Genomic DNA, 16,015 nt, shown 5'->3' with positions numbered 1-16,015 from the left:
CGACCAATAGAATCTTTTATTTGTAAATTAAATATTTCGCCCTGATTTTTTTGAAAGTGTCCAACCCTTCTTTCCAACTATTTCTAATTTCTTCTTCCGAAACTCCGGCTTCAATTTGCTCTTGCAATTTTTTGGTTCCAGCCAATCTTGTGAAAAATTTATTGAAGAAACGAGATTTGTCCGAAGTAGTGTTGTAAGCTTTTATAAGCCATTTCAACTCAATTTTATCCAGTTTTGGGTATTGGGTCAAATCTTCTCCGTAGCACAAAACGCCGTTGTAAGTGGGTTCTTTTGCACCAAAATTAGGTTTTGGCGTGAATACGAAATCACTTTTTAGCAAGTAGGGAGAACCGTAAATTTGGAATTGTGTTTCCGTTCCGCGCCCCATGCTTACATTCGTTCCTTCGAACAAACACAAACTGGCGTATAAATTTATGGACTGGTCGTTTGGCAAGTTTGGAGATGGTTTTACTGGCAAACTATACGGCATTTCTCTTTTGTAATTTTTACATTCTATAACCGTCAATTTGCATTGAACACCATCTTTCAACCATTTTTCTCCATTCAGCATTTTGGCATATTCGCCAAAAGTCATTCCGTGCAAAATTGGAATAGCGTCCATTCCCACAAAACTCGTAAATTCTTTTTCAAGAATAGGGCCGTCAACGATGCTTCCGACTGGATTGGGTCTATCCAATACAATAATCGGAACATTATTTTCGGCGCAAGCTTCCATGACAATGTGAAGTGTCGAAATAAAAGTATAAAAACGAGAGCCCACATCTTGAATATCAAAAACCACGACGTCAATTCCCTGAAGTTGTTCCGGCTTTGGTTTGCTGTTTTTTCCGTAAAGGGAAACGATTTGCAAGCCTGTTTTTGCATCAATTTCGTCGTTCACATGTTCGCCGGCATCAGCCTTACCACGGAAACCGTGTTCTGGAGCAAAAATGGTTTTGATTTTTATATTTTTGGCCAATAAAAAATCGACCAAATGTGTTTTCTCGTCAATAATACTTGTTTGATTGGTTACAATTCCAACGTTCTTGCCTTTCAATAAAGGCAAATATTTTTCGAAATTCTCTGCTCCAGTTTTTATGTTTTGTGCTAAAGAAACCGTTGCAATCAGCAAACAGATTAGGGTTAGTTTTTTCATGAAATGATTTTTTAATTTATTTATAATTTCTTCTTTTAGTTGTTTATTTCTTTCCAAATTTTTGGACAAAAATCATCTTTGTACATCAGTCGATTGGTTCGGGTGGGATTTACGCGATTGGTAAGAACTATCAAAAACCTGTTGTTGTCCGGGTTTATGAAGAAAAATGTTCCTGTAAAACCGGTATGTCCAAAATGATTTTGTTGATAAAATTCATCAGGTTTACGTTTGTCAAAACCAAGTCCACGATAAATGCCTTCTTTGGCAAGTGGTGATTTCGTAAACTGTTTTATCACTTTGGATTTTAGAATTTGTTTTCCTTGATACGTTCCATTATTAAGGAACATTTGGCAAATTACCGAGATTGATTTTGCATTGGCGAATAAGCCCGCATTTCCTGAAACACCTCCCAAAATCGCTGCTGCTTCATCGTGAACATAACCTTGAAGGGTATCTCGTCTGAAGAAATTGTCAATTTCTGTGGGCATTATGGCATCTTTCGAAGTCCATTTTACTGGGTTGTAACCTATTTTTATAATTCCTAATTCGGTATAAATTTCTTTCGCCAACTTGTCGAGGGTTACACCAGTTTTGGTTTCCATCATTTGTTGTACCAGAATCAAATTCAAGTCGCTGTACAAATATTTGCCACGTGGATTGGTATTGGCCAAAGCTATTTTTTCATAAACCGATTTGTAAAACTCGGGATTCAACCACATATTTTTATAGACCTGGACATAATTCTCTTTTGGTTCGAAAGAAAGGTATTTTGTGTCATAAACCATATTTTTGTTTACGTACAAATTGTCAAATAACTCGGGATAATTTTCCGATTTTTCTTTACTTAGAAAAGGCAAACCGTCGGAAGTGGTGAGCAGGCTTTGATAAAAAGTGATTCCTGATTTTAGTCCCGAAGTATGCGTCAGTAATTCAAAAAGAGTCAAACTGGCAATTGGCGTGTTTTTATAAACTGGAACAACCTCGCCCAATTTGTCGTCCAACTTTATTTTATGTTCTCCAACCAAACGCATTGCCACCACGGTAGCTCCCAAAACTTTCGACATGGAAGCCAAATCGTAAACATCATCGGTTGTTACCGGTTGTTTTTTTGAGTAATCGTGATACCCGTAATTTTTGGAAATAAAAATGGCATCTTTACTTCCCACAATGATTTGTGCTCCCGGGAAAAAACCTTTTTCGAGCGCATTATTCATCATCGAATCGATGAAAACTTCATTTTTCGTTGTATCAAAAGATGTTTTCGAATTCTTTGCAGAGCGACAACTGATTCCTATTAGAATCACAAAAAGAAGTACAATTCCAATCGTTAATTTTTTCATCTTTTTCCCTAATTATGGATTAATTCTCAAATCTTGAGCAGCAACAGTAGGCTCATTATTGGTTCCTGTAATCATTATTCTAACCGCTTTTACGGGTTGTTTTGGATAAATTGAAGCATTTCCATAATCAAAATTATCGCCTTTTTCAAAGTCAATTCCATTATACGAATATTCAACATAGCCATCATTCACGATGAATCGCGGATGGTGCGGAATTCCTGTCAAAACGTCAATTTTGGAAGAAGTAACAGGATTGGTGAAAGTGTATAAAATCCAGTCGCCATTTGCACAAGGAACACCTGTTCGCAAGTACGTTTCGATATTGTAATCCTCTAATTTTGCAATAGGGAATTTTGGGTTTTCCATCATCGATGAAGTGACTTTTACTTCTGGTTCGAGATAAGGTGAACAATTGAAATTCACTTTGGCAGAAGATTCTTTTGCTTCTTTATTTTCGATAGTGAAATCCAAACGATAGGTGTTTTGTTCGTTGTAATTGTCTATCACAAACCGCATACGAGGTTTTGATCGTAACGTTTTTTCTTCTGAATACGTTTGTATCAATTTATCATTTTCAAATAAGGAAACTTCTCTAATAACTCCAGCGTTAGAATTATCTGTTGTTGGTACAAAATCCAAGTACCAAATTCCGTTCTTGTCCACGTTTTCGGAAATATTTTCGGAAATTTTGATAATTTCAACTTTGGAAGTGTTCCAATTGGCTACCGCTGGTTTTTCTACTTTTACCGCTGGACTTGCGGAATTTTCATTGAAAAAAGTACGGAACAGGTATCTTTCGTACTCCTTTGTTGGAATTGGGTTTGTATATAAAGGAGATTGTCTTGTAGGCTCATTTCCTTGCGCATCATAGCGAACAATGGCACCTTCATAAGGCGGTGTCACTGTAATGATTCCATTTTTGTAAGTTGCCGTTGGAGGAAAATCCCTAAAAGCAATTCCCATATTGGCAAGACGTTGCAAATGACTATTGGTCAATCTACTGTAGAAATTATCCCAATTTTTATCCTTTTTTTGTGACCAACCAATTTCTGATAAAGCAGAAATTCTTGGATAACTTTGGTATTCTACAAAGCGTGTTGGACGGTCAAGATATTCGCTCCACAAGCCGCCTTGGACACCTTTTATCAATTTTTGTTGTTCAGGTGTTAAATCATTTTCAGGAATAGGTTCAAACGAATAGGCTCTTTTGGTATCCGTAATGGCTGCCCAACGGTGACCGCGTTCGTTTTCTGACTGAGCCATGTCAAAATATAGATATTGGCCTGGCATCATAATGGTTTTATGCCCTTTTTGTGCCGATTTTATTCCGTAACTGATGCCTTGCCAAGCAAAAATTTCTGTATTGGGACTCAACTCGCCACCTTCCATGATTTCGTTCCAACCCGTAGTTTTTCTATTGTACTTTTCCACAATTTTTTCGACACGTTTAAAGAAATAATTCTGTAGTTGAAACGGATCTGTAAAACCTTGTTTTTCCATCAAGGCTGTGCATTTTGGGCATTGTTTCCAAGTGGACGTATTTACTTCGTCACCCGCCACATGAATGTAATCGAAAGGAAACATTCCGGTGAGTTCTTTTATGATAGAATCCAAAATTTCGTAATTTTCTTCTCGACCAACACACCAAACATTTTTCACTTCCCCTTGCACACTTTTTGTTTCTTCAGTTGTGACACAACCAATTTCAGGATAACTTGCGGTTACTGCGCGGGAATGTCCCGGAATCTCGATTTCTGGCATAATATCTACTCCGCGAGCTGCTGCGTAAGCAACGACTTCTTTGATGTCGTTTTGAGTATAATAACCTCCGTAACGCTTATTTCCTGAACCATACGAAGGCAACAATACTTCTCCTGGGCCTCTCCAAGCGCCTTTCAAAGTCAAATCAGGCATTGATTTTATTTCAACTCTCCAGCCATTATCATCTGTTAGATGCCAGTGAAAAACATTCATTTTGTGTGCTGCCAACCAGTCGATATAATTTTTGACCGTTTCTTTATCGAAAAATTGTCTGGACACATCGAGCATCATTCCACGCCATTCAAAACGAGGATAATCTTCTATTTTTACCAAAGGAATTGTACCTTTTTTTACCTCTTTTGCAGAACTAATTTGCAACAAAGTCTGAAAACCATTCAGGACACCTTTTGAAGATTTTCCTTTTACGACAACACATTTTTTTGTTACGCTCAATTTATAGCCGTCATTGGGAAGACTCATTTTTTCATCTACCAAAAACTGGATTCCATTTTTTTTTTGTTTATTTCCAATAGCAATTGTTGGAGCAATCCCCGTGTTTTTATAAAAATTACTTCCTATAAATTCCATACTTTTCTCCAGTTTTTTGTCGACAACAATCTGGACCGATGCAGGAATTACAAATACTTTTTCTTTCTGTTTTATTTTTACTGGAGTTGGAATTATATCCAGTTTTTGGGCATTTAACACATTCAAAGTGCTAAATAAAACGGCAATTAGTAGAATGCTTTTTTTCATTTTTGTATCTTTTTTATTTTGCTACAATTATTATTTGGTTGCTTTCGGTTTGTATTCAAATTGGCTAAATCCATTACCAAACCTTAGTCTAATAAATAAATTCCACCTTCTATAAGCGACGTCCAAACATTACCTTTATTATCGATCGAAAATCCATTTACGCTGGAACTCCCCATATTGATTTGTTTTATAATCTCAAATTTTTCAGCATCGACAATGACAACTTCGCCTTTTCGGCTTCCAATATATATTTTGCTTTTATTTTCTAATATTGGTGCAGGATTATGATCGTAATCTAATTTTAAATCCAAAACTTTACTTTGTGCAATGAGGTTTTCTTCTGTCAATTCGAGATCATCATTAAGGGGCAATCTTAAAAGTTCACCATTCATTGTTTTAGCATAAAACCACTTTCCGTCTTGGCTTTTCCCCATAGATTCTCTCACTTTCCATTTAGAAGTTCTTAAAAGTGTTTTACCGGTTTCTATTTCTAAAATGGTCAAGAAACGTTCGGGAGTAACAAAATAAAGTCGGCTTTTTGACGAAGCCACATTTACATTTCCTGCCGAATACAAGATTTGTTTATCGTTACCGTTATTCCATTTCCAAATAAAACTTCCTGTATTTTTATTCAAGCAATAGATATTGGTATCCCAGGTTCCGAAAATTATTTTGTCATCCTGAATTAAAGGAGTTCCCTGCGAATAAGATTGTGGTAATTTATTTTCCCAAATTAATTGACCAGTTGCAGCATCAATGCAAATGAATGCCGATGAACTCGCTGTATAAAGTGTATTGTTTTCGACAATTGGCAAACCTACCAAAACCCCTCCAACAGGAGTATTCCATTTTTGCTTGCCTGTTTTATTATCAAATCCTAACAGATTTCCTTCTATTGTACCAATAACAAGGGTATTCTTTACAATTATTGGTGAGAAATAAATTGCATTTCCTGTTGCTACTTTCCAATTCAGCGTTTTGTTTTTCAAATTAACAGAATGTATTTCTCCAATGGAATTAGTGAAATAAAGGTTCTTTTTGTCGAAAGAAGGAAGATTATAAATTGAGGCAACGTCTTTTACGAACGGAGTAAAGTTGTTTCCGGAATTATCTTTCGGAATTTCTATTTTTGAAGGTTTTGATGGAACTGAAAATTTGAAAACACTGGCTTTATCAATCTCTTTCTGATAAATACGGATACTGTCATTGCTGATGATTACCTCATTATAGCTTTTTGTTTTTCCATCGCGTGAGGTAATAGATGCTCCCATAACACCACTCAAACCAGAGAAATCATATTTTTTTAAAGTGTGTCCGTGACCGCAAAAACTGACCACTGTAGGATATTTTTCTAATACCGAAAGTACTTCTTTATAATTGCTGACACTATTGTCTAGCGGATAATGGGCAAAGTTCAGGACTTTTTTATTGTTGTTTTTTAAACTGTCTTTTAAGGTTTTGTCAAGCCAGAGCACATCTTCGTGTTTTACAAAGCCATCTCCCATTTTCATGTAAGGTCCACAAGGAAATCCGATGAAAAAATAATCACCTTTTGAAAATGCAAATCTATCGTTGCCCCATATTTTTTTATACGTTAAACCCGCGCTTTCGCTCCAGTTTGTTTCGTGATTTCCAGAAATCACATAATATGGAATTTTTAAATTAGCAAGAGTGGAATGGACTTGTTTCAGTTCATCATCGGCGCCACGATTGGTTAAATCTCCGGTTACAATTACAAATTCATAATCCGAATTATTGATTTCTTTGACCATGCTTTGCAATAGAAAATCATTTTCGTTGCCCACGGAAACGTGCAAATCAGTAAGTTGCACAAACTTGATGTTTCCTGATTTTTCTGCTTTTTGAGAAAATCCGGATGCTATTATAAAAATTAATACTATTTTGGAAAACAGGTATTTCATGAGCAATTATTTATTTTACTTTATCATTAAAAAAATTATGAAAAAATAGCAATTGAAACTTTAAAGAGTTTTCCCAATATTCAATATTATGTTTCCCTGGACGTTCTACATAATCGTGATTTATTTTTAAAGCCAGCATCTTTTGGTGCAGTTCCCTGTTTACATCAATAAAAAAATCATCAACACCACAATCAACAATAAGTTTTAAATGGTTGTCTTTTACCAATTCAAGCATATTGACAACCGTGTTTTTATCCCAGTTTTCAGGAAATTCCGTTATAGAACCCAAGCGTTTTTTTATATCCCATTTTTCAGAAAATGGACGAAAATCAACACCTCCGCTCATACTTCCCGCTGCTCCAAATACTTCTTGATGCTTGAAGGATAAATACAAGGCGCCGTGTCCACCCATACTTAGACCTGATATTGCTCTTCCTTCTAAACCTGCAATGGTTTTGTATTTTTTATCTATGAAGGGAACTAATTCGTCGATGATGTAAGTCTCATATTGGAACGTGGGATCAATTGGACTGTCAAAATACCAACTTGAATAATTTCCGTCAACACCCACCACTATAAAATCATATTTATCAACCTGTTGCGCAACTTCTTTAAAGCTTTTCACCCAAGTCGAATAATTTCCACTGTATCCGTGTAGCAAATAAACAACGGGGAATTTTTTGTTGCTTTTTTTATAACTTTCAGGAGTTATGACGCAGGTTTTTATGTTTTTTTGCATTGAAGCACTAAAAACTTCTAAAGTATCAACTTTAGCCGCTTTGGCAGAAAAAAATATCGATACAAAAACTAATAAATAGATTGTTTTTTTCATTGCATTATGGTGTCTTTATATTAAGAAAAAACATTAATTTTTCTTAAGAAATTTATTTCAAACAATCTCTAAAAATTGTCACAGGTATTTTCTGTTTTAGTTCTACGGAAGTTCGAATTATATCCAGGTTTTCTGTATTCAACACAGTCAAAGTGCTAAATGAAAGGGGTATTATTAGAACTATTTTTTATTTGGATTATCTTTTTTTAATAAACCACATTCCGATATAGACAAACAAAGCATTCATTATCAGTAATTCATAACTAAATTGATAACCATTGAACCATTCCACCGAGTTTTTATCCAAAATATAGCACACTATCGGTGCCGCAATGGCGATGTAGGGAATATACTTGTCCTTGATTTTGCTTTTGTTCAAAATTCCGAAAGCAAACATTCCCAGAATTGGGCCATAAGTGTAACTGGCAAGAATGTAAACGGCATCGACAACGCTAGTTTTGTTTAGGGCTTCAAATATTATAATAACAATTCCCATTACAACAGTCATGGCAATGTGAGTCGCCATTCGGATGCGTTTTACTCCGGCTTCTCCGTTTTTGCGGGTGGCACCAAGAATATCAATCGTGAAAGAAGTTGTCAAAGCCGTAAGCGCAGAACCTGCTGCAGAATAAGCCGCCGAAATCAATCCTACGATGAATAGAATTCCAACAATCATTGGGAAATAACCTCCCGTTGCAATTTTAGGAAACAATTGATCGCTTTTTTCTACCGTGATTCCATTGAGTTCGGCAAAAGTATAACTCAAAACACCAAGCATTAAGAAAAGCACAATGATGAAAAATTGCGATATAACACTGATGACCATATTTTTTTGGGAATCTTTAGAATTTTTGCAACTCAAATTACGTTGCATCATATCTTGGTCAAGTCCCGTCATGGCAATCATTACAAAAACACCTGCCAAAAATTGTTTGAAGAAAAAACGTTTGTCGTTTACATCGTCAAAAAAGAACATTTGAGAATATTTGTGCTCAAAGATGGACGAAACCATCGTTACAGGCGTATAATTTAGGCTGCTTGCCAAAAAATAAATGCAAAGTGCCAATGACACGATCAAGCAAACCGATTTCAAGGTATCTGTCCAAATTAGTGTTTTTACGCCTCCTTGAAACGTATACAACCAAACTAGGCCTATCGTGAAAATAACATTGAAAATAAAATGAATATTCAATGGTTCGAAAACCAATAATTGCAATACCACACAAACTAAAAACAATCGTACGGAAGCTCCCAACATTTTAGAAACAAAGAAAAACCACGCACCCGTTTTATAGGACGACATTCCAAACCTATTTTCTAGATATTCATAAATGGACACGACATTCATTCTATAAAAAAGAGGCACCAAAACGAAAGCAATCGTAAATTGTCCTACCACAAATCCTAGATTCATTTGCAGATACGAAAAACTTTTTTCGGCAACCATTCCCGGTACAGAAATAAAGGTTATTCCCGATATACTGGAACTTATCATGGCAAAAGCCACGACATACCATGAGGATTGACGGTTTCCGACAAAAAAACCTGCATTATCAACTTTACGCGACGAGATATATGAAATGGTGTAAATAACAATAAAATAAACTGCTATAACGGCTAAAACGGTGTATGGATTCATTTTCTATTTGGATATAAATTGTATGGGTGTACTTTCTGTTTGTGTTTGACTCAAAGCAGTGATTGCATATACATAATCTTTCAAATCATGATTTGCTACTTCTAATATTTTACTTGTTGTGACATAATAAATATTCTCGGAATTGGAGAAATCAGTTATTTTCCCTTTGCGAAATCTATAAATTACAAACTTATGATTGTTCGCTCCTGGCTGCCAAGCAAGAAGTGTTTTATTCCCTTTTTTGACCATTACGGCTTTGATAGGCGATAGGGGAACAATCTTGGTAATTCTACTTGCTTCTGGTGCTAATGCTATGTGTTTATATTGTTTTTCAGTAATGGGCTTTCTCAAAGTATCTCCCATTTTTAGAAAAGTGGATGCCGTGAAGTGCATCGAACCGTCTAATAATGGCAACGACCGAATCATTTCTATTTGTTTGACAATTTGATCTGGACTTCTCCATTGTACATCTTTTGAAGTTTTTGAAATGCGATAATCGCCGTGGCCTACATAAACTCTTGCTCCGTATTTGTGTTCTGCCCACCATTTTGCCAAGACTTCAAAATCGGCTCTTTCAAAACCAATGTGCCAATACAGTTGTGGAGTAACATAATCAATCCAGTTTTCTTTTTGCCATTTCAAAATATTGGCATACAAATCGTCATAATTTGTAACTCCCGCCACGGTGTTGGAACCTTCCAAATCTTTGGATCTGTTTCTCCACACTCCAAAAGGCGAAATTCCGAATTCTACCTCTGGTTTGTTTGCAATTATGGTGTCCCTGATTTGTTTAATTATTAAATCTACATTGTCTCTTCTCCATTCTTCTTTGTCCTTGAATTGTCGCGGTTCTTTTTCGAATGCTTTTTGGTCGGGAAATTCTTGCCCCGTGATTTTGTAAGGATAAAAGTAATCGTCCATGTGTATGGCCTGAATGTCATAATTTCTGACAATTTCACCTACTACTGACGATACAAAATCCCTTGTTTCTTTGTAACCTGGATTAAAATACCTTGTTTTTCCATAAGTTAGAAACAGTTCTGGTTTTTTGAAATATAAATGTTTTTTTGAAAGCACGTCTTTTGTCGTGTCTTTTTGTACGCGATAGGGATTGAGCCAAACGTGGACATCCATTCCTCTTTTTCCGGCTTCATCAATCATTAATTGGAGCGGGTCGAAACCTGGAGCAACTCCTTGAATGCCTGTAATCCAATGAGAAGCAGGTTCTTTTGTTGATTTATAATAAGCATCGGCCGTGGGACGGATTTGGAAAATTACGGTGTTCAAATTATTGGACCGTAAGTTATCCAGAAGTGTTATCATTTCTGACTTCATCTCTTTGTCCGACAATCCTGGTTTTGAAGGCCAATCTATATTATCTACCGTGGAAATCCAAGCTGCCCTCATTTCTCTTTTTGGCGACTGTTGGCTAAAAAGATTTGTTTGGAACAATAACAATAGAATTACAAACTTTAGGTTGTTCATAATTAACATTTTTTAGATAATTAATATGCTGTAAAATAAAAAAGAAGCCATCTGCATGACACAGACAGCTTCTTTAACCAAAACTAAACTACCAACCTGGGTTTTGTTTTAAATCAACACCCTGAGCTTTATATAAATCAATATCGTTTGTAGGGATATTCAATAAATAATGTTTTGCTTCGAAGTTTCTTGTGCTTGTTGGATAGATTATTACATATCCATTGGCATTTACTTTAATTTGGGTTCCAACAGGAGTACCAACTCTAGCACCAAGATTTACATCTGGATTTTTTGTAGTGTCTAAATAATCACCTTTTTTCCAACGTAAAATATCCATTTGTCTTAAAGTTGTCCAACTCATGAATTCAATTCTACGTTCACGACGCACTTCCCAGATTATTGGGTTTACAACACCTGAAATTTGTTCTAAAGCAGAAGTTCTCACAGGGTCATTTATTTGTACTCCACCTGCAAATGCATTTGTTCCATCAGTAGTAAGAGGTGCAATTCCAGCTCTAGCACGAACTTTGTTTATGGACAGGTTTAAATCAGCATTGGTTACAGTTCCAAGCTCTGCGCAAGCCTCAGCATAGTTCAAATACACTTCACTAAGCGTAAATAGGGGACAGTCTGTATAGTTACGTCCTCCTGTTGTAACATCTGGGCCTGTTGTTGCCGGGTTGTTGTATAATTCAAAAATATAGCCAGACATTGACGTTAATTTCAATGTTCCAAAAGGATTTCCTACGTATCCATAAGCTGTAGGATTTATCACTTGTGCAAAACGAGGGTCTCTGTTTGTAAATGTATTTGCAACAGTATTGTCTCCTACATATTCAGTGTTACCTGTTTGTTGTATTGGCAATCCGTTTTTAGTTACATAACTTTCGGCAGCCCATTTTGTCAAACCGTACAATCTAGTGGATGTATTGGTATAGTTTTGAAGCGAGTGCATCAATACGTTTGTTATATAACGTTTTGCAAGAATAACTTCTGTATTACCCATCAATTCTACAGAATTGTACAATGATTTCCATTCTGTATTAAGTTTGTAACTTGAATTGTTCATGATGGCCAAAGAAGCTGTTTTTGCTTTGTTCAAATAAGCGCTTCCGTCTTGGTTAAGATGATATTTTCTGTAAGTTCCTTCATAAATACAAACGTTGCTCAATGCTGCATAAGCCGTATATTTATTGACAGTTACATTTTTGTCATCAACTGCCAGCATTAAATTGGCTGCATCTTCTAAATCAGCAATTACTTTATCTATCACTTCTCCTCTTGGAGATGAAGGTGCATAAACTAAAGGATCATTTTGTGCCAAAAACTTATCGGTGTAAGGTACGTTACCAAATTTCTGTACTAAACGGAAATAAGTATAAGCTCTAAAAAATTTGGCAACACCTATGTAATGATTCTTTTTAACATCACTCATAGTAGTAATTGTCGGCACTTTTTCGAGCATTAAATTGCATCGACGAATAAGAGTATAATATTCGTTCCAAGAATAAGTATTGGTGGTGCTTGGTGTTATTGGCATTTGATTAAAATTAAAAGCCGATAAATTGTCATCTATTCTATTGTCGGAACCGTGATAATAGAAAAATGATAATCCAATTGTTGTACCATTTCCATATCCATAGAAAGTATCATAGTTAAGCCAAGAAAATGTTTTCACATTGTCTTCTCCTTGCCAGAAATTGTCGTTTGTAAATTTATCCGCGGGATCTTCTGTTAAATAATCCTCACAACTAACCGATGACATTGCCACAACAGCGGTAGCGAACAGCATCAGAAATTTAGATTTTATATTTGATTTTTTCATTTTTGTAAATTTAATAGTTGATATTAGAAAGAAAGTTCAAGTCCAAAAGACCAAGTCTTGGTGTAAGGATAAGTTCTTCCCCAAAAGATTTCAGATTCGTTAATTTCAGGGTCAACAGGAAGGCGGCTATCAGCCCATGTAATCAAGTTTTCTCCAGAAACATAAAATCTAACTTTATCTAATCTCGCTTTTCTAATAATTTCTTTTGGAATAGAATAACCAAGAGTAGTGTTTTTCAAACGCAAGTAAGACATATCCAATAAATATCTTGTTTGGGTAATGAAGTTATTTCTACCTGAAGTACTTCCTCCAAAACCTCCTGCTTCATCACCATAGTTAGGATTAGGCCAGTAAGCATCTGTATTTTCTGGTGTCCAGTAATCCGCTTGGTTAGCATACATTTGTTGAGGAGCACGATAGAAAGGCAATACTGCATCAGAAGCTGCCCAGTAATCACGTTGACCTACACCTTGAAAGAATACGGATAAATCAAATCCATGTGCATTTCCACCTAATGTTACTCCATATCTGTAACGAGGAGTTGAGTTACCAATTTTGGTCAAATCGCCGTGGTCAGCTTCAGTTCCTGCTCCACGAGAGATTACTCCGTCACCATTTGTATCTACATAGTGAACGTCTCCAGCACCATATTTGAAATTACCTCCCATAGTTTTTGAATAGTCAATTCCATTTACAGTTTTTCCATTGTTTGTGATTACGTCATCAGCTTGAAGAAGTCTGTCGCTTGTTAATCCCCAAATTTGACCAATTTCATAACCGTCATAATAAGTTGTCAACAATTTGGAGCTATTGTTCCATTTAGTTATTACTGATTTGTAATCAGACAAAGCTACATTGGCAAAAACAGAAATGTCTTTGTTGATATCTTTATTAAAGTTAAGAGATAATTCCCAACCTGTAGTTTTCATGTTTCCAGAGTTTGTTTGCGCAGCTCCTTGTCCAAAAGTTCCAGGAAGAGTTATACCTGGTGCCAACATTCCCTTAGTGTTACGTTCGTACCAGTCAAAGGATGCGCCAAGCATATTAAAAATTCTTACATCAATACCCACGTCATTTGTATACACTTTCTCCCAAGTAAGAGCTGGATCAACATTCGTAGGTAAACCCATTGAAGGAGGCGCTATAACACCACTGTTTACCCACCAAGGGTTTGCAGAATTTAATACCGATAAAAAGGCATTGTTCCCTACGTTTTGATTTCCAATAGATCCTGTGGAAGCACGCAATTTAAGGTCGTTCAACCAACCACGTGTACCTTCCATGAATTTTTCGTTAGAAATTTTATATCCCACGGATGCTGACGGGAAGAATCCCCATTGTTGAGCTGTTGGGAATTTTGAAGAACCATCATAACGACCGTTGATTTCTAATAAATAAATTCCATCATAATTGTAGTTTACACGAGCAAAGAAACCTGCGATAGAGTAGGCTGTTTCAGCTGGATTCAAAGAACCGTTAGCTGATCCAGAAACAAATTGTTCGCCTGTTGCAAGGTTGAATTCTGGTTTTGTTTTGTCCAAAAGGGTGTTTCTTCTGGCATAAGTACGAGAAAAATTTTGCCACTCAGAGTTGAAACCTCCTAATACTTTAACACTATGTTTTTCGATTTGTTTGGAGTAGTTACCATAAATATTGGCAACATTTGTTGTTGATTCCGCTTTAGACTGTGCCACGTAATCATTTCCAGCTTCAAGAATAGTGGGAACGGCAGTTTGTATAGTTGTCGCATTGAAAGGCATGGCAGACCAGCTGTCCCATGCTTGGAATTTTCCACCATTTTGTTTTCTACTATAAAAATCAGATACTTGGCTAAATTCAGTAATAAGATTTAAATCTTTAGTGATTTCTGCTGTGAATTTCGCACTCAATCTATTGTTATATTGGTTGTTTTCATTCATCGAAGCATTAGATAAATACCCTCCCGCAGTACGGAAATTGTATCCTCTATATGTTCCGAAATTTGGAGTGTATTGTCCCCAACGAAGTGCATAACCAAAATATCCACCGTAACCAGAGTCATCAGTCCCAGAACCTCCATAATAGTTGAAAGGTTGTTTGTAATTGCTACGGATTGTCATTACTTTGAAATCTCCAGTTAACCACTCTGCTAATTTTGTGGTAAATCCTAAATTGATATTAGTTCTTACTTTTGATTCTTGATTAACTTTAAGCATACCGTCTTGTGAAGAATATCCTAAAGAGGCATAAAAAGAACTATTTTTTCCAAGATTTCCTTGTGCCGAGAAGTTGTGGAAGATTTGTAGTGAATTCTCTGCAAACAATTCTTTATTAGTATCCCAAACTCTGTAGAAATAAGGTGTGCCATTTTTAATTTCCCAGTCTTCACCATAAACCATTTCGTTACTGGTACGGTTTCCTGCATAATTTTGTTTCCAATTTTCTATTCCTGCAAGCAATGTTCTGTAGTTTGCTCCAAAAAACTCTGGGTCAGCACCGTCTGTACGATTTCCTGCGGCTAACAAACCAGGGATTTCTACTGTTGGATCAAGAAATTTAAGAGTTGAGATTGGATTGTACAATGCTGAATTCCCACTGTAGGAGAATTTAACTTGTCCTTCACCTGTTTTTCCACTTTTTGTGGTGATAAGGATTACACCAAATGCTGCACGAGCTCCATAGATGGATGCAGAGGCCGCATCTTTCAATACAGACATACTTTCAACGTCATTTGGATTAATAAGAGCTAAATCAGAAGGAACTCCGTCAACCAATACTAAAGGAGCATCAGATCCATTGATGGTTCCAGAACCACGGATATTTAAATTTGCGCCTCTACTAATGTTTCCTGAATTAAAACCGATATTTACACCAGGGGTTGTTCCTTGTAATGCTTTATTGATATCTGTTACAGGTCTGCTTTCAAAAACTTTTGCCACATCAACTGTAGCAACAGCACCGGTTAAATTTGCTTTTTTCTGTGAGCCAAAACCTACTATCACAACTTCATTTAGTTGCGATGCGCTTTCCGAGAGATCAACATTAAGTATTTTTTCTTTTGTGATTTTTACTACTTTGGTTTCAAAACCAATGTAACTAAAAACAAGTGTTTGCCCAGCTGATGCAGAAATACTGTATTTTCCGTCTAAATCAGTCACACTGCCCTTAGTGGTTCCTTGAATTGAGATAGATACTCCTGGTATAGGAATTCCATCTACTTTGTTTTTAACAGTTCCGGTAATTGTTTGTGCTTGTGCAAATGCGGTTTGTACTAACAAAAACAACAAAGAAATTCGAAATAATTTTTTCATAATTATAAT

At 36.1% G+C, this 16,015-nt stretch carries 9 protein-coding genes; all 9 read right to left on the bottom strand.

Features of this window, described 5'->3' with window-relative positions:
• Positions 1-16: 16 nt before the first annotated feature.
• The 9 genes from C0430_RS05045 to C0430_RS05005 all read right to left on the bottom strand — a co-directional run bounded on the left by C0430_RS05045 (position 17) and on the right by C0430_RS05005 (position 16,006).
• Complete coding sequence (locus tag C0430_RS05045) at positions 17-1,156, bottom strand: DUF1343 domain-containing protein (RefSeq protein WP_290866136.1); 1,140 nt, start codon at positions 1,154-1,156, stop codon at positions 17-19.
• Positions 1,157-1,191: 35 nt separating this feature from the next.
• Complete coding sequence (locus C0430_RS05040) at positions 1,192-2,496, bottom strand: serine hydrolase (protein WP_290866134.1); 1,305 nt, start codon at positions 2,494-2,496, stop codon at positions 1,192-1,194.
• 12 nt (positions 2,497-2,508) lie between these two features.
• Positions 2,509-5,013, bottom strand: a complete 2,505-nt coding sequence (locus C0430_RS05035) for a family 20 glycosylhydrolase (protein ID WP_290866132.1) — start codon at positions 5,011-5,013, stop codon at positions 2,509-2,511.
• A gap of 83 nt (positions 5,014-5,096) precedes the next feature.
• Positions 5,097-6,935 carry a PQQ-binding-like beta-propeller repeat protein gene (locus C0430_RS05030; RefSeq protein WP_290866130.1) on the bottom strand — a complete coding sequence of 613 codons (1,839 nt, stop codon included), beginning with the start codon at positions 6,933-6,935 and terminating at the stop codon, positions 5,097-5,099.
• 10 nt (positions 6,936-6,945) lie between these two features.
• Positions 6,946-7,767 carry an alpha/beta hydrolase family protein gene (locus C0430_RS05025; protein ID WP_290866128.1) on the bottom strand — a complete coding sequence of 274 codons (822 nt, stop codon included), beginning with the start codon at positions 7,765-7,767 and terminating at the stop codon, positions 6,946-6,948.
• Positions 7,768-7,963: 196 nt separating this feature from the next.
• Positions 7,964-9,406 (bottom strand): sodium:solute symporter, encoded by a 1,443-nt coding sequence (locus tag C0430_RS05020; RefSeq protein WP_290866126.1) that lies wholly within the window; start codon positions 9,404-9,406, stop codon positions 7,964-7,966.
• 3 nt (positions 9,407-9,409) lie between these two features.
• Positions 9,410-10,891 carry a family 10 glycosylhydrolase gene (locus C0430_RS05015; RefSeq protein ID WP_290866123.1) on the bottom strand — a complete coding sequence of 494 codons (1,482 nt, stop codon included), beginning with the start codon at positions 10,889-10,891 and terminating at the stop codon, positions 9,410-9,412.
• An 88-nt stretch (positions 10,892-10,979) separates the two neighbouring features.
• On the bottom strand, positions 10,980-12,716 hold the full coding sequence (locus tag C0430_RS05010) for a RagB/SusD family nutrient uptake outer membrane protein (RefSeq protein WP_290866121.1): 1,737 nt from the start codon (positions 12,714-12,716) through the stop codon (positions 10,980-10,982).
• A 23-nt stretch (positions 12,717-12,739) separates the two neighbouring features.
• Complete coding sequence (locus tag C0430_RS05005) at positions 12,740-16,006, bottom strand: TonB-dependent receptor (RefSeq protein ID WP_290866119.1); 3,267 nt, start codon at positions 16,004-16,006, stop codon at positions 12,740-12,742.
• Between the last annotated feature and the right edge of the window lie 9 nt (positions 16,007-16,015).

The sequence above is a fragment of the Flavobacterium sp. genome (assembly GCF_013823965.1).
In the GTDB taxonomy this organism is placed as follows: Bacteria; Bacteroidota; Bacteroidia; order Flavobacteriales; family Flavobacteriaceae; genus Flavobacterium.
The sequence above is the reverse complement of the archived record's forward strand: the minus strand, read 5'-3'. Positions and strand labels throughout refer to the sequence as shown.